This is a genomic window from Flavobacterium sp. H122, assembly GCF_004959765.1.
GTDB lineage: Bacteria > Bacteroidota > Bacteroidia > Flavobacteriales > Flavobacteriaceae > Flavobacterium.
Genome location: NZ_SJZD01000001.1, coordinates 437,872 through 455,125, shown reverse-complemented (window position 1 = coordinate 455,125; position 17,254 = coordinate 437,872). Strand labels below are relative to the sequence as shown.

Below are 17,254 nucleotides of genomic sequence, written 5' to 3'. Positions count from 1 at the left end.
AAAAGGAATGAAAGTATTTTGAAATATTTAGTATTCAATGGATTTGTTTTTTTGTCAAAATTAACTAAAAGTGTTTTTTAAAACATCTTTTTAAGAATTATTTATCATCAGTCGATTACTAAGTTTTTAAATATGGAGCGGTAGTTTTCCAGTATTTCATTTTTGGACAGCAATCCGTAAAATTTTTTATTTTTTATAACAGGCAGTGTTGGACTGTTTGCTGTTTCAAACTGATTCATGATATTTTCAATATCGTCTTCAAAATATATTGTAAAAGAAACCGGTTTCATGATTTCTTCTATTTTAGTATGTTTCACTTGAAAAGTATTGAAAATAACACTTCGGATATCATCAAAATCTACAATTCCTATTAATTTTTTATCATCCAAAACAGGAAAAATCTGCTGTTTCTTTTCAGATAAGACGACAACTAATTTATCCAATGAATCTTCTTTATCCAGAGTTTCAACATTGGTATCGATTAACTTTAATACATCAATACTTTGTAAAATGTTTTTATCCTTGTCACTTGTAAAAACATCACCGGAATGAGCCAACGCTTTTACATCCATAGAATGTTCTTCAAAACGCTTGGAAATAGCAAAACTGATTGAAGAAACTATCATTAACGGAATCATAAGGTCATAACCTCCGGTAATCTCACCAATTAAAAATATTGCAGTTAATGGCGCATGGAATAAGCCACTTAAAATTCCTGCCATACCTACTATGGTAAAATTAGTTACTGGTAAGTTAGATGTCAATCCTATTAAATTAGATGTTTTTGCAACAAAAAAACCTAAATATGAACCTACAAAAAGAGAAGGGGCAAAGTTACCACCATTACCACCACTTCCCAGCGTAATTCCTGTAGCAATGGATTTAATAAAAACGATAACACCTACAAATAGAAGTAAAACCCATTTTTCGTTTTTGAAATTTTCTAAAAGTGTGTTTTCAAGCAGAGCTTCCGGGTGTGCGGTAGATAACGTTTTAATGCTCTCATAACCTTCACCAAAAAGTGTCGGAAAAAAGAATATTAATACCGCTAAAAATAAAGCACCGATTATCGCTTTAACATACACTCTTTGCGATAAATGACTGATGTAATGTTCTGCTTTTCTGAAAGTTCTGGCATGGTAAATAGAAATGAAACCGGCTAATATCCCTAAAAGAATATAAAAAGGCGTATTTCTGAAATCAAAAGACTGTTCTTGTTCGAAACTTAAAATTACATCGCCGCTTAGCATTATTTTTGAAACCAACGCACCCGTGGCTGCGGAAATCATGATGGGAATAAAAGCAGAAATTGATATGTCTGCCAATATAACTTCTATGGCAAACAAAACTCCTGCAATTGGAGCGTTGAAAGCAGCGCCAATTCCAGCAGCTACACCGCAGGCAAGCAATAGAATTCTGTTTTTTTTAGAAAGTAAATAGTTTTGAGCATAATTGGAACCAAATGCGGCACCGGTTATAACAATTGGGCTTTCCAATCCTGCAGAACCTCCAAGACCAACGGTTAATGAGCTGGTTATGATTTGTGCATACATTTGCTTTCTGGGAATAATTCCTCCTTTTCTGGCAATTGAGTGCAGTATCCGGGCACTTCCTTTTTCTATGTTTCCACCCAAAAATCTTTTAATGACAAAAACAGTTAATAAAATACCTACAATGGGCAATATACTATTGGAATAAGGCAGTTTTAAGTATTTGTTGACATAATTAGCCCAAACAAATACACTGTGTGCAAATGTTTTAAGAAAGATTACTGCAAAAGCACATGAAATTGCAACAGCGACACATGATAAGTATATGAAGTTCCTTTCTGATAGTACATTTTTAGCTAAATGAAAAAAGATTTCCAGTTTGCTGAAAATTTTTCTAATAAAAAGTTGAATGTTTGCAGAAATTCGCCTTGGCATTTTTAATTGTATAATTGAAGTCCCAAATATAGGCATAAAATTAAAATGCCCCTAGAGCGGGGCATTTACTTATTTCATGATGGTTTGTTTTCTGTCAGGGCCTACTGATACAATCGTAATAGGAACTTCAACTTCTTTTTCAATAAATGAAATATATTCTTTTAATTCAGTTGGAAGTTCGTCATAAGAACCCATTCCTGTCAAATCAGCTTTCCAGCCTTTGAATTCTGTATAAACCGGAGTTACGTTTTCTTCTTCAATAGAAAAGGGCAGGTGTTTGATTTCTTCTCCTTTATAATTATATGCCGTGCATACTTTTAAAGTATCAAATCCAGAAAGAACATCCCCTTTCATCATCATTAACTGAGAAACACCGTTAATTTGGATCGCATATTTTAAAGCAACTAAATCCAACCAACCACAACGGCGCTGACGGCCTGTAACTGAACCAAATTCGTTACCCACTTTAGCCATAGTGTCACCGTCTGTTCCAAAATCTTCAGTTGGGAACGGCCCTGAACCTACACGGGTAGTATAAGCCTTGAAGATACCGTATACATCTTTGATTTTATTTGGAGCAATACCTAAACCTGTACAAGCACCGGCTGCAGTAGTATTAGATGAAGTAACAAAAGGATATGTACCAAAATCAACATCTAATAATGATCCCTGAGCACCTTCACAAAGAATAGTTTTTCCGTTTTTTTGTGCTTGTGCCAAATATTCCTCGCTGTCGATGAACGTTAATTTCTTTAAATTTTCTACGGCTTCAAAAAACTCTTTTTCCATTTCGGGAAGATTGTACTGAATTGAAACATCATAGAATTTGATCATCTCTTCATGCTTGTTTGCAAGAGAACGGTATTTTTCTTCAAAATCAGCTAATTCAATATCTCCAACACGAAGTCCGTTACGGCCTGTTTTGTCCATGTAAGTTGGTCCGATTCCTTTTAAAGTAGAACCAATTTTAGCTTTACCCTTAGCGGTTTCAGAAGCTGCATCAAGTAAACGGTGTGTAGGAAGGATAAGGTGTGCTTTGCGGGAAATTAAAAGTTTTGACTTGATATCCATGTTGAATTTTTCAAGACCTTCAATTTCTTTTTGGAAAACCACAGGATCAATAACTACCCCGTTACCAATAATATTAATCGAATTTTTGTGAAAAATACCTGAAGGAATTGTACGAAGTACGTGCTTAATTCCGTCAAATTCTAATGTGTGTCCTGCATTTGGGCCACCTTGAAAACGTGCAATAATGTCGTATTTAGAGGTTAATACATCGACAATTTTTCCTTTGCCTTCATCTCCCCATTGTAATCCTAGTAGTAAGTCTACAGTCATTGTGTTGTTGTTTAATTCCGTTGCGCTCCATTCAGCTCGGTCTCGCCCCGGGTGTTGTAATTATCAATTTTTCTTTTTTGTTGCGTAGAAATAAAGTGAATGATTTTGAATTTCGATGCCAAAGATTTCTTCCATTGTTTGTTTGATGGTTTGAATTCTTGGATCACAAAATTCGATTACTTCTCCGGTATCAGTCATGATGATATGATCATGCTGTTTGTCGAAGTATGATTTTTCGTAATGTGCCTGATTTTGACCAAATTGATGTTTGCGGACCAATCCGCAATCCAATAATAATTCGATAGTATTATAAAGTGTAGCACGGGATACACGATAATTCTTGTTTTTCATTTTGATATAAAGGTTTTCAATATCAAAATGCTCGGAACTATCGTAGATTTCCTGAAGTATAGCATAACGTTCAGGCGTTTTCCTATGTCCGTTTTGCTCAAGATATTTGGTAAATACGTTTTTTACCGTTTCCTGGTTACTGCTGTTATCAGTCGTAATTTGTGTCATAACAGCGCAAAGATAAAACTTTACTTTTAAAGATTAAATTAAAGTTATAAATACATTGTTAAAAACTTAACTGGTGTATTCTCTTGTTACTCTGTCAACTCCGTCAATTTTTTTGATATTGTCAATCATTCTTTTGAGGATGGTGTTATTAGGTACAATAACGGTAACTTTTCCTGTAAAAATTCCGGCTTCACCGCTTAATGATATACTTTGGATATTTACATTCATGTTATTTGAAATTACACGTGTCAATTCGTTAGTGATACCTAAAGTATCCATTCCTGTGATTTCCAAAGTGACTTTAAAATCCTGTTGGGTTGAATCAATCCATTTGGCAGGGATAATTCTGTAGGCATAGTTTGATTGCATACTGATTGCATTCGGACAATCTTTTTTATGCACTTTTATTCCTTCATTTATGGTTATAAAACCGAAAACAGAATCCCCGGGAATAGGATTGCAGCATGCAGAAAGTTTGTAATCCAGCCTGTCCTGTTCAACCCCAAAAACGAGCAGGTCGTATTTTTGGGTAATTTCATCTTTTTGAACTATATCAGGATTAGCAGATGGATTTCTTTTTATTTTTCCTTTAAAGAAATTGAAGAATGTATTGCTTTTTTGAGCAGCATAATCTTTAAGCTGCTGATTGTCTATAGAGCCAATACCAACTCGATAAAACAAATCCAGACTTGTTTTCAGCTTTAAGTAAGCAACTAATTCATTGACTACTGTTTCATTTACAGTTATTTTTAAATGACGCAGTTTACGCTCTAAGATTTCTTTACCGTCTTCGGCAATTTTCTTAGTATTTTCATTTAAAACATTTCTGATTTTATTTTTTGCCCGTGATGTGGTTACATAGTCCAGCCATGTAACTGTTGGTTTTTGATTTGCTGAAGTAATAACATCTACCTGATCACCACTTTTAAGTTCATGATTCAGCGGAACTAATTTACCATTCACACGGGTACCTCTGGTTTTGATTCCGATTTCTGAGTGAATAGCGAAGGCAAAATCCAAAGCTGTAGCTCCTTTGGGCAATGATTTGATTTCTCCTTTAGGGGTAAAAACATAGATTTCTTTTGCATAAAGATTCATTTTAAAATCTTCAACAAAATCTACGGCATTACTGTCAGCATTTTCCAGTGCTTCGCGAAGTAAATTCAGCCAAGTATCCAGTCCGCTTTCTTCATTGGCTCCCTGTTTGTATTTGTAATGGGCCGCATAACCTTTTTCCGCAATTTCATCCATACGTTCACTTCGCACCTGAATTTCAACCCAACGGCCTAAAGGTCCCATTACAGTTATGTGCAATGCTTCATAACCAGTTGATTTTGGTGAAGAAATCCAATCGCGTAAACGGCTGGGTGAAGGACGGTAATGATCAGTTACTATCGAATAAATTTTCCAAGCCAGGAACTTTTCATCATGCGGATTGGATTTGTATACAATCCGAAGTGCGAATTTGTCATAAACTTCATCAAAAGTAACTTTTTGAGTAGCCATTTTTCTTCTGATGGAATAAATTGATTTTGGTCGGCCCTTAATCACGTAATCGACACCTTCCTCATCCAATGATTTTTTTAGAACATCTGAAATACTTTTTATGTATGCATCCTGCTGTTCTTTGGTTTCTTTAATTTTGCTTACAATATCATTATAAACAGTAGGTTCAGTATATTTCAGACCTAAGTCTTCTAATTGTGTTTTTATGTTATATAGACCAAGGCGGTGTGCCAGAGGAGCATAAATATATAAGGTTTCTGATGCAATTTTTAGCTGTTTGTAATCAGCCATTGACTCCATGGTTTGCATATTATGAAGCCTGTCAGCCAATTTGATAATAATTACACGGACATCATCATTTAAAGTCAGCAGCATCTTACGGAAGTTTTCTGCCTGCATCGAGATGTTCATGTCTTTTTTAACCTGAGAAATTTTAGTTAATCCGGCTACCAGTTGGGCAACTTTAGGATTGAACTCTTTTTCTATTTCTTCAACGGTCACATCAGTATCTTCAACAACATCGTGCATTAAAGCAGCTGCAATAGCAGTTGCACCAAGACCTATTTCTCCGGCAACAATCTTTGCAACAGCAATTGGATGAAAGATATACGCTTCCCCTGATTTACGACGTTGATCCTGATGGGCATCCACGGCAAAATCAAATGCTTTCCGGATAAGCTTTTTATCATCGTCACTAAGCGTCTGATAACTTATACGGAGTAATTCTTTATATTCTTTAGCAATTGCTTTATTTTCTTTTTCAATATCTATCTCAACCATAACACGTTCTTCAGTTCTTTAAAATTACAAATTAGAATGTTAATATACAATATCAAAATCCGCGTTGTCTTTTGGCTTCAAAAATTAAAATTGCGGCAGCTACAGATACATTCATACTGTCAATTTCGCCCTGCATTGGAATAATTATATTTTGTGTTGAAGCTTTTCTCCATTCGTCGCTCAATCCAGTCGCTTCCGTTCCTACAACAAGTGCCGTGGGTTTTGTATAATCCTGGGTATGATATCCTGTAGAATTTTGTAATGTTGCTGCGTAAAAATTGATGCTGTTATCTTTCAAAAAAGCAATGATTTCATCAGTTGTACCGGTTGCTATTTGGTTCGTAAATAAACAACCAACACTGGAACGGACAATATTAGGGCTGTACATATCGCTTTTCGGATTGGCTATAATTACGGCATCCAGATTTGCCGCATCAGCAGTTCTTAACATTGCACCTATGTTTCCTGGTTTTTCAGGAGCTTCAGCTACTAAAATAAGAGGATTTTCAGGTAGTTTTAAATCAGATAATGAAAACGACTTGGTTTTAGCTATAGCTAAAATACCTTCTGTAGTATCTCTATAGGCTAATTTTTGATATACTTCTTTTGAAATTTCAATCAGGTCTATTTGGCTGTTTGTGTATTTGTTTATTTGATCTATTGAAATGATTTCTGGAAGAAATAATATAGTTTCAATTTTATAACCCCCTTTTACAGCAAGCTCAATTTCCCGAAGTCCTTCAATTAAAAAGGTACCGGTTTTTTTTCTTTCTTTTGCTTTTTCCTGAAGTAAAACGAGCGATTTTATATAGGGATTTTGAACAGAAGTTATTTGTTTCATTGAAATTATATCTTAAAAATCAAAAGTATCTAAAAAAACCGAGAAGTTAAAATTTGCGCGTCCTTATTAAAATATGTACTTTCGGTCAAAATTACAGTTTGAGTCAATATACCATAAAAAAATACGAACCGCAGTTTTACAGTATTTGGAATCAGTTTATAGCTGATTCTAAAAACGGAACTTTTTTATTTCATCGTGATTTTATGGAATACCATAGTGACCGATTTGAAGATTTTTCATTGCTTGTTTTTGATGATAAGGATAACTTAGTTGCTGTTTTGCCAGCTAATAGGGTTGACGATACAATTTATTCTCATCAGGGTTTGACTTATGGAGGAGTTGTTTTTTCTAATAAATTGGAAATCTTTCATGTAGAGCAAATAATGAATTCTATTGTTTTTTTCTTTAAAATAGAAAAAATTCATGAAATAATTTTAAAAAATCAACCTACTTTATATTTGATAGCCGGTAACTATGGGTTAGATTATGTTTTATTCCAATATTTTAATTCTGAATTACTAAAAAGAGAAATGAATTTCATGATTGATTATTCAAAAAAAATGATTATATCAAAGAGTAAATTAAAGCATTTTAAAAGAATTTCAAAGTTAGGTTTAAAGGTAGTTGAAGAATCAAACATGAGTTTTTTTTGGGATAAAGTATTAATTCCTTGTTTAGAATCGAAACACAATGTAAAGCCTGTTCATTCATTAGAAGAAATTCAAAAGTTGAAATCAAAATTCCCTTCTAATATTATTCAGTATTCAGTTTATTTGAATGAAGAAATTTTAGCAGGAATTACCTTGTTTAAGAATAAAAACGGAGTTAAATCACAATATGGAGCTTCAACAGAAATTGGGCAGAAATATAGAGCATTAGATTATTTGTTTATTACTTTAATTCAGAAATTTAATAACCAAGAATTTGCTTTTTTTGATATGGGTACTGCCACTGAAAAAAATGAATTAGGTTATAATCCTGGTCTGGTTAAACAAAAAATAGAATTAGGTTGTGCAATTTTTAATCAAGATACAATTCAAATAAAGTTATGATTTCATTTTTAGATTTGAAAAAAATTAATCAGCATTATGAAACTGCTTTTCAAGAAAAATTGAAGAGCGTTTTAGAAAATGGTTGGTATATTCTAGGAAATGAAATAAAAGCATTTGAAGGTAATTTTGCCGAATACACAAATTCAAAGTATTGTATTGGAGTTGGTAATGGTTTAGATGCCATTACGCTATCACTTTTGGCTTATATTGAAAATGGTAATCTACAAAAAGGAGATGAAGTTATTGTTCCTGCAAATACTTACATTGCTTCTATTTTAGGAATACTTCATGCCGGGTTAGTACCTGTTTTAGTAGAACCGGATCTTGAGACTTTTAATATTGATCCAAATCTTATTGAGGAAAAAATCACATCAAAAACAAAAGTAATTTTGATAGTGCATTTATATGGTCAATTGGCTGATATGGATGCTATTATTGAAATTGGACTTAAACACAATTTACTCATTGTTGAAGATTGTGCTCAAGCCCATGGACTGGAATTTAAAGGCAGTCATACCCGTACTTTTAGTTTTTATCCTGGAAAAAATTTAGGCGCTTTGGGAGATGGTGGAGCAGTGGTGACTAATGATGAAAAATTAGTGGCTACTTTGAGAAAGATTAGAAATTACGGTTCTGAAAAAAAATATCACAATGAGTCCATTGGTTTTAATTCAAGACTTGATGAACTTCAGGCGGCTTTTTTAAATTGTAAGTTAAAGAACTTGAATGAAGATAATGAAAAGAGACGCTTTGTAGCTAACCGCTATCTTTCAGAAATCAAAAACGATAAAATTATTTTGCCTAAATGTACTGATATAAAGTCTCATGTTTTTCATTTATTTGTAATTCGATCAAAAGAGAGAGACAGATTGCAGGATTATTTGGCTAAAAATAATATTGAAACTTTAATACATTATCCAGTACCTCCACACAAGCAAAAAGCATTGTCTGATTGGAATAATTTATCTTTTCCTATTTCCGAACAAATTCATGATGAAGTCTTAAGTTTGCCTATGAGTCCTGTATTGACTGATGATGAAATTGATAAGGTTGTGAAACTTGTAAATATGTATTGATGATATCTAACAATCCTTTGATAAGTATATTTGTTCCGATTTATAATGGAGAAAAATATCTTGAAAAAACTTTAAATTCAATAGTTTCTCAGACTTATACAAATATAGAGGTTTTACTAGTCAATGACTCGTCAACTGATAATAGTTTACAGATTTGTAATGTGTTTGTTGAAAAAGATAATAGATTTAAAATTTTTACTAAATCTAGAGGAGGAAATACTTCCACTTCATGGAACTTTATTTTGCCTAAAATTAAAGGTGAATTTGTTTTTTATTCGTCTCAAGATGATTTGTTTTCACATGATTTAATAGAAAGATTAGTTTTGAAACAAAGAGAAACTCAAGTTGATTGTGTTTTGCCTATAATGGAGTATTTTTATGAAGATCAGATCCAGAAAAGAATAATTAAAGGATTAAGAGGTAATTTGAATTGTATCATAGATGGGAAAATTGCTTTTTTAGCAAGTTTAGATTGGAGTATTCATGGTTTTGGTCTTATTAAATTAAGTTTATATCAAGATGAGGTTTTTCCGGAAGATACTTTTAACAGTGATGAATTTATGATAAGGAAAATTTTCCTTAAGTGTAATAGCGTTAGTTTTTGTAATTCGAAGTTTTTTTACAGACAAGATAATAGTTTAGCAATTACTAAAATAGATTCTAAAGATCGATTTTTTGAGTTAAATACTCAATTAAGAATTATAGAACTTTTAGAGTTGAATTTTTTTGATAAAAAATTAATTAAATTTAAAAAATATATTCTTTTTAGAGATTTTTTAAAGAAAAAAATAAAAGTAAACAATTATAAATTTGCAACTCAAAAGGATAAAAATGATGTTGAGAAATTTTTAATAGAATTTAGATATAGACTAATTAATCTGTTTTCTAACGATAATTTTGATATTAATTTTTTTAATATAAGTTTGAAATGTTTTATTTCAAGAATTATTGTAAATAATTCTTTTTTTCTTAAAGTAACTCTAAAATTAAAATAGCATTTGAATTTATTAAAAAAAATAAAATCTTCTCAAAGTTTTAGATTTACTTCTTTAAACAGTATAAATGTATTGTTGAGAATACTTATAGGTGTTGTTTCTTCAAAATTTTTAGCATTTTTTTTAGGCCCAACAGGCTTAGCTATAGTAGGGAGCTTTAGAAATTTTTCATCTTTAATTGAAAGTCTGACAACGCTTGGTTTTCAAAACGGTATTGTTAAGTTTGTGGTTGATAATAAATCAGATAAACTAAAATTAAAAAGACTGTTTTCAACGCTTTTCTTTATTACTTTTATAGTTAGTTTAATTATTGGAATAATTTTATTCGTGTTTTCTTCTCAAATAAGTAGTTTAGTTTTTAAAGGAAATAAAAGTTATGTGATATTATTTAAAATTATGTCTTTTTTACTGCCATCTAATGTGTTGGGTATTTATATGCTTTCAGTTATTAATGGTTATGGTAGATTCAAAAGAGTCATTTTTATTAATATGATAAGTAATATTATTACTCTACTTGTCTCTATTATTTTTATTTATTACTATAATACCATGGGAGCTTTACTTTCAATAATAATAACTCCTTTATTTCTTTTTTTTATTGTTTTTGCTTTTATGCCGGAAAGAGAGAATTTAAATCAGATTTTTAATTTTAATTTTTTTGATATTGAAATAGTTAAAAATCTTAGCCATTTTCTTTTAATGATGGTCTTTTCCGGAGTAGTAGGTCAAATGATACAAATATTTATTAGAAATAAAATTATTGGTGTTTCAGGATTAGATTCAGCAGGATATTGGGAAGCCATGAATAGAATATCGGTTTATTACATGCTTTTTATTAATTCCTTTTTAGGTGTTTACTATTTCCCTAAATTAATAGAAGCTAGAGATGAATCGACAACAAGAAGTGTTTGGTATGATTACTATAAAATAATTGTACCGTTGTTTTTAGTAGGAGCAATAATCATTTTCATTTTTAGAGGATTAATTATCGAGATATTGTTTAATCGTGACTTTCTTATGGTTAAAAAGCTTTTTTTATGGCAATTGATAGGTGATTTATTCAAAACAATGTCATGGATTTTAGGAATGCAATTATTAGCAAAACAAATGACAAAGGCTTTTTTATTTTTTGAAGCTTTATCTTTCATTATACTATACGTGGCTTCGCTATTTTTTATTCCAATGATTGGTATAGAAGGTGCAGTTTTGTCACATGCTGTAAATTATTTTTTATATTGGCTTTTTTTGGTTTTCTATTTTAGGAAAACTTTAGGGATAAAATCTAATTCCTAAACTTATTTTTATTTTTAATATAATATACTTGATTAATAGTAAATAATTTTTATTCCTGAAATTTAATGCTAATTCATGATGTACTCTTTTAAGCATAGCCAAATCTTCCTCCCTGGAAATGTTTAGTCTGAAAGTTTTGATAAGGATTTTATAAGTTGAAATATCCAAGCGATTGCTGATTTTATTGTTTTTTTAAAAAGAAATGCTGGTATAATGAATTTTTTAATTCTCTTTTTTGGACTAAAATGCTATCGATAAAATCAAAATTATAATTTCGGGATGCTTTTATCCATAAATCAAGATCTTCGTATCCTAAACTCTCATCATATTTTCCTAATTTTTCGAAAACACTGCTTTTAACTAAAGATGAAACAGAACATATTTTTTCTTTTTGACCAATTATAGAAAGGTAAATATCACCGGTTGGCGGTTTTTTTGTCGTCTTCCCCGATTGATCCACTGGATAATAAAATTTAATATGATTATTGTCTTTATCTATAAGCTCTGCGTTACCGTATACTATAGCAAGATCATCATATTTTGAATTTTGAAAAGCATTTACTTGTTTCTCTACACAGTCTTCTAAAAGTATATCATCTGCTGCTAAATCTATAAAATATTCTCCCTTTGCTAATTTATAAAGCGAATTGAATGTTTTTGTGTTTCCTGAATTTACAGAGTTTTTGACAAAAGTAATGTTAGGATTTTTTTTTAACCAATCATTAATTACTTCAACTGAATTATCACTGCTGCAGTCATCTGCAATTAATAATTCAATGTTTTTGTAAGTCTGTTTGATTACAGAATTTAAAGACTCTTCAACAAATTCTGAATGATTGTAGCATAAGCACATAATGCTTACTAAAGGATTATTTTGCATAGACTTTTTTAAAGAGTATCTTAGCTACAAAATAAAGATTCCTTAATGACAATACCAAAAAAGAAATATAAAATAGCTTTAGTAGGATATTCTTTGAATAAAGGAGGGCTTGAAAAAGTTATTTCTAATTTGTCATTAATGTTTGGTGAAAATGATTTCGAAATTCATAACATCATTTTGAATAATGATATTGGTTATTCATATTCCGGAAAACTTGTTAATATTGAAAAAAGATTAGCCAAATACCCTTTTTTGAAGTTGCTTAAATATATTTATCTTTTTTTCTATTTCAGAAAGTTTAAGTTTGATTACATCATTGATTTGAGATTTAGGTTAAATCCAATCACAGAAATAATTATTTGTAAACTGATTTATAATACTAAAGTTGTTTTTAGTGTTCAAAGTTCAAGAATAGGGACTTACTTTTTTGAAAATAGAATGCTGACTAAATTTATTTACAATAAAAATTATGCAATTGTCTGCGGTTCAAAAGGGATTGAAAAAGAGTTGATAAAAAAACATTCCTTAAATAATGTTAAAACTATTTACAATACTATTAACATCGAAAAAATTAAGGAAAAGGCAAAAGAAGAAATTAATATTGCGTTTAGATATATTGTTTCTGTTGGTAGGTTTGAAAAACAAAATATTAAGCAATTCGATAAGTTGATTGAAACTTATCTGCAGACTGATTTGAAAAACAAAAATATTCATTTAGTAATAGTTGGAGAAGGGGAAACTCTTAATGATTTTAAAGAAAGATTTGATGAAGAAAAATTTGTTCATCTAATTGGATTTAAATCAAATCCTTATGCTTATATGAATAAAGCTGAATTTTTTGTTTTGACAAGTAAATATGAAGGTTTTGGAATGGTTCTGGCAGAAGCATTGGCTTGTGGAACACCGGTAATTTCATTTGATTGTCAAACCGGTCCGAATGAAATTATAATTCATAAAAAAAATGGACTTTTGGTTAAAAGCCAGGATTTTAATGAGTTGAAGGACGCTGTTGAAAGATTCGTTAGTGACATTAATTTATTGGAAAGTTGTAAAAATAGAGCAGAAAATTCAGTTGTTAAGTTTGATGTAAATACAATAACAAATAATTGGATAGAGCTTTTAAATAATAAGAATAAAAATGAACATTGAATTAATTCAAATCCCTAAAGTTGAAGATTATAGAGGTAATCTAGGTATAATAGAAAAACAAACAATCCCTTTTGAGATCAAAAGAGTGTATTATCTGTTTGATGTTCCAAGTAGTGCGAGTAGAGGAGGACATGCGCATAAGGAGCAACAAGCCTTTTTAATTGCACTATCTGGTAGTTTTGACGTTCTGTTAGACGATGGTAATGAGAAAAAAGTCGTTACACTTAACAAACCTGATAAAGGTTTGTTGATTCCAACTTATGTTTGGAGGGAATTAGGTAATTTTTCTTCAGGGGCAGTTTGTTTGGTAATTTCATCTGGTGAATTTGATGAAGAAGACTACATAAGAGAATATGAAGATTTTAAAAAGCACATATCTATTTAATTGTAAATAGTAAATTCCAGACCTTTTCTATTTAGATACCGTTTTAAATTAAGAAGGTATATTAATACTAGTTTTGGTAAAAAATAAAGTATTTTGAATTTTGTAGATATATTTTTAGGATCAATTTGTGAATATAATTCAGTTGAAATTTTGCTGTCCCCGGCTATTTTGTAATGTAAAGCATATTCTTTTCTATACTTATCAAGGTACTTTTTTAAATGGACATTCTGTGATTCAAATTCTTGATATTCCTCAAATTTTTTTATAGTTTTAAAGCTAATATGAGTTTTAGAAAGTGTATTAGGGATATATTGTAAATAAGTTGCTGTAATTTTATTACCTATTGCAATTTTATATTTTAAAGCAATTCTAATCCACATATCAGTATCTTGACCACTAGAGATATATGTTTTAAAATACCCTATTTTATCAAAGATATCCTTTTTTATTGCAATAGATGATGAAGTCGCTACTGGGTAATATTCACTTGAAACAAAATAATTGAAAACTACACCTCTGTAGGTATTCTTAATTTTTTTGTATTCAGGAATGTAAGTTTTTTCCTTTGATAAAAGTATATTATATCTTGATGCAAAAAGCGAACACTCTGGAAAATCAATGTATAGTTTGTAGAGTTCTTCAAGATGATTATCAAACCAAATATCGTCTGCATCAAGAAAGGCAATTAATTCACCAACAGCTTTTTCAATACCTTGATTTCTGGCACTTGCGGCACCTTTGTTTTCTTGATGATAAATTTTAATTCTGGAATCCTTTATTTGATTTACTTTTTGAATGCTGTAATCTGTACTTCCATCATTTACAATTATGATTTCAAAATCAATGTAAGTTTGTGCCAATACACTTTTAAGTGTTGCTTCGATAAACTTTTCTTTATTATATAAAGGAATGATAACTGAAAATATAGGCATTGTATAAGTTTAAAACGAGTCAAAAAGTTAAACATACTGCCAAAAATACATTATTTTTGTAATTGTGGAACAAAATAAAAAGATTCATATAATAAGTTTTGACAATCCTTATCCGCCGGTTTATGGTGGAATTATAGAAGTTTATTATAAATTAATAGCTTTAAGGGAGATAGGTTTAAAAATACATTTGCATTGTTTTGTAGATGAAATCCCTGCAGATGAAATCCCTGAGTTAAAGAATATAGTTGAAAAATTATATTTTTATAAAAAGAAAAAAAATATAATTTCCCTTTTTTCAACATTGCCATTATCTGTAATAATTAGAAAAAGTAATACACTGGTAAAGCGATTAAATGAAGATTTATTCCCTGTTTTATTTGAAAGTTTAAAGACAACCGCAGTTTTAAATGATAGCCGATTAAAACAAAGAAAGTTTTACTTGAGATTACATAATATTGAGGAAAATTATTTTGATGGATTAGCTAAAAAAGAGTCAAATTTTATTAATAAAGGATTATTTAAGATTGAGGCAAAAAAATATTCCAGGTATAAAGAAATTTTTCAAAAAACAGATAAAATTTTTACAATATCTAATTATGAAACAGCACTTTTAAAACAGTTAAATTTAAAATGTGATTTTATTCCTGTTTTTTCCGGGAATTATTTGATTAAATCGAAAGCGGGTAGAGGTGATTATTGTCTTTATCATGGAGATTTAAGAACTTCTGACAATCAAGAAGCAGTCTTTTTTTTATTAAAAGCTTTTGAAAAAAATGATGATAAAAAATTGATTATTGCATCTGGTTATTTACCCAATAAAATAAAGAAAGAAATTGAAAGATTAAAAAATGTAAATCATGTTTTAATTGAATCAAATGAACAACTGGAGAATTTAATCATAAATGCTCATATTCATTTACTTTTCTCTTTTCAAAATTCAGGTACTAAGTTAAAAATAATCAATGCTTTGTTTAAAGGAAGACATATTGTTTGTAACAGAAATATGATTGATGATGAAGAAATTTTGAAATTTTGCCATTTAGTTGATAATGAAAATGAACTGATAAGAATAGTTGACAACCTTTTGAAAGAACCTTATGTTTCAAATGAAATCAGAAATTCCTATCTAATGGAAGAATATTGCGATTTAAAAAATGCAAAAAGATTGCAAAAAGAAATTTCAATGATTTAGTAAATTATGAATTGATTACAATTTCGATATGAATAGAGAATATTTGGCAGAAAAAATAGTAGAACGAATTGTTAATGAAAAAGATTTTTGTAAAGTGCAATATAAGAATACGGCTTCAACTATAGGCTGTTTTTTCATTGATGATTTATTACCTGCTGAAATAGTTAATGAAATTGCAAATGTCTTTCCTGATAAAACTCAAATGGTTCTAAAAAAATCATTAAAAGAAGATAAATACGTTTCAGCTCAAATGGATAAACATGATGCATTACTTGAAGAAATTATTTATGCTTTTCAGGATATAAGGGTTGTCCGTTTAATTGAAGAAATATGCGGATTGAAAGATATTTTTCCAGACGATAATTTGTATGCAGGAGGGCTTTCTTTAATGGAAAAAAATCAGTTTTTGAATCCTCATTTAGATAATTCCCATGACAAAGAAAGACAAAGATGGAGGGTTCTGAATTTATTATATTATGTAACTCCTGATTGGAAATTAGAGTATGGTGGAAATCTGGAACTTTGGCCTGAAGGACTTTCTGACAATCCTGTTACCATTGAAAGTAAATTTAATAGATTGGCGGTTATGGCTACGCACAATGATTCTTTGCATTCCGTTTCAAAAGTAGAAGTTACTAAAAACAGATGTTGTGTTTCTAATTACTATTTTTCAAATGATCCATTAAAAAAGACAGATACGTTTCATGTAACTAGTTTTAGAGGTAGGCCAAATGAAAAGGTAAAAGATATTGTTCTACAATTCGATAATTTTTTAAGACAATCTCTAAGGAAGATTTTTAAGAAAGGAATTGTTGAAAATCCACATTATTACAAAAATAAAAATCATTGATGGTGATAAGGTTCGTTTCTCAAAATAGTAAACCCACGGTACAATTGTTCTATAAAAAACAAACGGACCATTTGATGGGAAAAAGTCATGGCAGAGAGTGAAATTTTTCCATTTGCTTTACTGTAGACTTCATTGCTAAAGCCATAAGGCCCACCAATTACAAATATTAAGGTCTTTACACCTGAATTCATTTTTTTTTGCAGTTCTTCCGAAAAACCTACACTTGAAAATGATTTTCCGTTTTCATCCAAAAGGATTAACTGGTCAGATGAGGTGACTTTTGAGAGAATCAATTCGCCTTCTTTTTCTTTTTGCTGTGATTCCGAAAGATTTTTAGAGTTTTTAATGTCCGGAATTATTTCTAAATCAAACTTAATGTAAAAAGATAGTCGTTTAGTATAATCATCAATTAGTGTTTGAAGATTTTTATTGTCGGTTTTTCCTATAGCAATCAGTTTGATATTCATGGAGTTAATTTTCTGGTTCAAAGGTATAATTTTTGTTTGAAGATTTTCCATCACTTTTTTTATAAACTTTC

The 17,254-nt window shown here is 30.2% G+C and carries 16 protein-coding genes; 8 read left to right on the top strand and 8 right to left on the bottom strand.

The window, feature by feature from the left end:
* Nucleotides 1-107: 107 nt before the first annotated feature.
* The 5 genes from EZM65_RS02200 to EZM65_RS02180 form a co-directional block, all read right to left on the bottom strand.
* On the bottom strand, nt 108-1,925 hold the full coding sequence (locus EZM65_RS02200) for a chloride channel protein (protein WP_136666882.1): 1,818 nt from the start codon (nt 1,923-1,925) through the stop codon (nt 108-110).
* 69 nt (nt 1,926-1,994) lie between these two features.
* Nucleotides 1,995-3,266 carry an adenylosuccinate synthase gene (locus tag EZM65_RS02195; protein ID WP_136666881.1) on the bottom strand — a complete coding sequence of 424 codons (1,272 nt, stop codon included), beginning with the start codon at nt 3,264-3,266 and terminating at the stop codon, nt 1,995-1,997.
* Between the two features lie 63 nt (nt 3,267-3,329).
* Nucleotides 3,330-3,785, bottom strand: coding sequence for a Fur family transcriptional regulator (locus tag EZM65_RS02190; RefSeq protein ID WP_136666880.1), 456 nt, complete (start codon nt 3,783-3,785; stop codon nt 3,330-3,332).
* A 66-nt stretch (nt 3,786-3,851) separates the two neighbouring features.
* Complete coding sequence (locus tag EZM65_RS02185) at nt 3,852-6,071, bottom strand: bifunctional (p)ppGpp synthetase/guanosine-3',5'-bis(diphosphate) 3'-pyrophosphohydrolase (RefSeq protein WP_136666879.1); 2,220 nt, start codon at nt 6,069-6,071, stop codon at nt 3,852-3,854.
* A gap of 52 nt (nt 6,072-6,123) precedes the next feature.
* Nucleotides 6,124-6,912: an RNA methyltransferase gene (locus EZM65_RS02180; protein WP_136666878.1), complete on the bottom strand. Its 789-nt coding sequence runs from the start codon at nt 6,910-6,912 to the stop codon at nt 6,124-6,126.
* A gap of 98 nt (nt 6,913-7,010) precedes the next feature.
* Here EZM65_RS02180 and EZM65_RS02175 point away from each other — a divergent pair, with 98 nt between their 5' ends.
* Genes EZM65_RS02175 through EZM65_RS02160 form a run of 4 tightly spaced genes read left to right on the top strand, consistent with a single transcriptional unit; the run spans nt 7,011 to nt 11,328 of the window.
* Nucleotides 7,011-7,964: a FemAB family protein gene (locus EZM65_RS02175; RefSeq protein ID WP_136666877.1), complete on the top strand. Its 954-nt coding sequence runs from the start codon at nt 7,011-7,013 to the stop codon at nt 7,962-7,964.
* The gene (locus EZM65_RS02170) at nt 7,961-9,040 is read left to right on the top strand and encodes a DegT/DnrJ/EryC1/StrS aminotransferase family protein (protein ID WP_136666876.1); all 1,080 of its coding nucleotides are present in this window, start codon (nt 7,961-7,963) and stop codon (nt 9,038-9,040) included. The genes EZM65_RS02175 and EZM65_RS02170 overlap by 4 nt, the downstream gene beginning before the upstream one ends.
* A complete protein-coding gene (locus tag EZM65_RS02165) occupies nt 9,040-10,035 on the top strand; it encodes a glycosyltransferase family 2 protein (protein WP_136666875.1) in 996 nt (331 codons plus the stop codon). The genes EZM65_RS02170 and EZM65_RS02165 overlap by 1 nt, the downstream gene beginning before the upstream one ends.
* Before the next feature lie 3 nt (nt 10,036-10,038).
* Nucleotides 10,039-11,328 carry an O-antigen translocase gene (locus tag EZM65_RS02160; protein WP_136666874.1) on the top strand — a complete coding sequence of 430 codons (1,290 nt, stop codon included), beginning with the start codon at nt 10,039-10,041 and terminating at the stop codon, nt 11,326-11,328.
* A gap of 181 nt (nt 11,329-11,509) precedes the next feature.
* Here EZM65_RS02160 and EZM65_RS02155 read toward each other — a convergent pair whose 3' ends face one another.
* Nucleotides 11,510-12,208 (bottom strand): glycosyltransferase family A protein, encoded by a 699-nt coding sequence (locus EZM65_RS02155; protein ID WP_248574805.1) that lies wholly within the window; start codon nt 12,206-12,208, stop codon nt 11,510-11,512.
* Nucleotides 12,209-12,253: 45 nt separating this feature from the next.
* On the opposite strand from EZM65_RS02155, the gene EZM65_RS02150 reads away from it, so the two are divergent.
* Together EZM65_RS02150 and EZM65_RS02145 are read left to right on the top strand one after the other, a co-directional pair.
* The gene (locus EZM65_RS02150; RefSeq protein WP_136666873.1) at nt 12,254-13,357 is read left to right on the top strand and encodes a glycosyltransferase; all 1,104 of its coding nucleotides are present in this window, start codon (nt 12,254-12,256) and stop codon (nt 13,355-13,357) included.
* A complete protein-coding gene (locus EZM65_RS02145; RefSeq protein WP_136666872.1) occupies nt 13,347-13,742 on the top strand; it encodes an FdtA/QdtA family cupin domain-containing protein in 396 nt (131 codons plus the stop codon). The genes EZM65_RS02150 and EZM65_RS02145 overlap by 11 nt, the downstream gene beginning before the upstream one ends.
* On the opposite strand, the gene EZM65_RS02140 is transcribed toward EZM65_RS02145, so the two are convergent.
* Nucleotides 13,739-14,674: a glycosyltransferase family A protein gene (locus EZM65_RS02140; RefSeq protein ID WP_136666871.1), complete on the bottom strand. Its 936-nt coding sequence runs from the start codon at nt 14,672-14,674 to the stop codon at nt 13,739-13,741. The two genes, EZM65_RS02145 and EZM65_RS02140, sit on opposite strands and share 4 nt — an antisense overlap.
* Nucleotides 14,675-14,738: 64 nt before the next feature.
* Here EZM65_RS02140 and EZM65_RS02135 point away from each other — a divergent pair, with 64 nt between their 5' ends.
* Together EZM65_RS02135 and EZM65_RS02130 are read left to right on the top strand one after the other, a co-directional pair.
* On the top strand, nt 14,739-15,866 hold the full coding sequence (locus EZM65_RS02135; protein ID WP_136666870.1) for a glycosyltransferase family 4 protein: 1,128 nt from the start codon (nt 14,739-14,741) through the stop codon (nt 15,864-15,866).
* A 28-nt stretch (nt 15,867-15,894) separates the two neighbouring features.
* Nucleotides 15,895-16,716, top strand: coding sequence for a 2OG-Fe(II) oxygenase (locus EZM65_RS02130; RefSeq protein ID WP_136666869.1), 822 nt, complete (start codon nt 15,895-15,897; stop codon nt 16,714-16,716).
* On the opposite strand, the gene rlmH is transcribed toward EZM65_RS02130, so the two are convergent.
* Nucleotides 16,710-17,183 (bottom strand): 23S rRNA (pseudouridine(1915)-N(3))-methyltransferase RlmH, encoded by a 474-nt coding sequence (gene rlmH, locus EZM65_RS02125; protein ID WP_136666868.1) that lies wholly within the window; start codon nt 17,181-17,183, stop codon nt 16,710-16,712. The two genes, EZM65_RS02130 and rlmH, sit on opposite strands and share 7 nt — an antisense overlap.
* Between the last annotated feature and the right edge of the window lie 71 nt (nt 17,184-17,254).

Excerpts from the sequence above, each read along its gene's own strand:
- EZM65_RS02200 (WP_136666882.1), bottom strand. The coding sequence starts at position 1,925 with ATGCCAAGGCGAATTTCTGCAAACATTCAACTTTTTATTAGAAAAATT.
- EZM65_RS02195 (WP_136666881.1), bottom strand. The coding sequence starts at position 3,266 with ATGACTGTAGACTTACTACTAGGATTACAATGGGGAGATGAAGGCAAA.
- EZM65_RS02190 (WP_136666880.1), bottom strand. The coding sequence starts at position 3,785 with ATGACACAAATTACGACTGATAACAGCAGTAACCAGGAAACGGTAAAA.
- EZM65_RS02185 (WP_136666879.1), bottom strand. The coding sequence starts at position 6,071 with ATGGTTGAGATAGATATTGAAAAAGAAAATAAAGCAATTGCTAAAGAA.
- EZM65_RS02180 (WP_136666878.1), bottom strand. The coding sequence starts at position 6,912 with ATGAAACAAATAACTTCTGTTCAAAATCCCTATATAAAATCGCTCGTT.
- EZM65_RS02170 (WP_136666876.1), top strand. The coding sequence starts at position 7,961 with ATGATTTCATTTTTAGATTTGAAAAAAATTAATCAGCATTATGAAACT.
- EZM65_RS02165 (WP_136666875.1), top strand. The coding sequence starts at position 9,040 with ATGATATCTAACAATCCTTTGATAAGTATATTTGTTCCGATTTATAAT.
- EZM65_RS02155 (WP_248574805.1), bottom strand. The coding sequence starts at position 12,208 with ATGCAAAATAATCCTTTAGTAAGCATTATGTGCTTATGCTACAATCAT.
- EZM65_RS02150 (WP_136666873.1), top strand. The coding sequence starts at position 12,254 with ATGACAATACCAAAAAAGAAATATAAAATAGCTTTAGTAGGATATTCT.
- EZM65_RS02145 (WP_136666872.1), top strand. The coding sequence starts at position 13,347 with ATGAACATTGAATTAATTCAAATCCCTAAAGTTGAAGATTATAGAGGT.
- EZM65_RS02140 (WP_136666871.1), bottom strand. The coding sequence starts at position 14,674 with ATGCCTATATTTTCAGTTATCATTCCTTTATATAATAAAGAAAAGTTT.
- EZM65_RS02130 (WP_136666869.1), top strand. The coding sequence starts at position 15,895 with ATGAATAGAGAATATTTGGCAGAAAAAATAGTAGAACGAATTGTTAAT.
- rlmH (WP_136666868.1), bottom strand. The coding sequence starts at position 17,183 with ATGAATATCAAACTGATTGCTATAGGAAAAACCGACAATAAAAATCTT.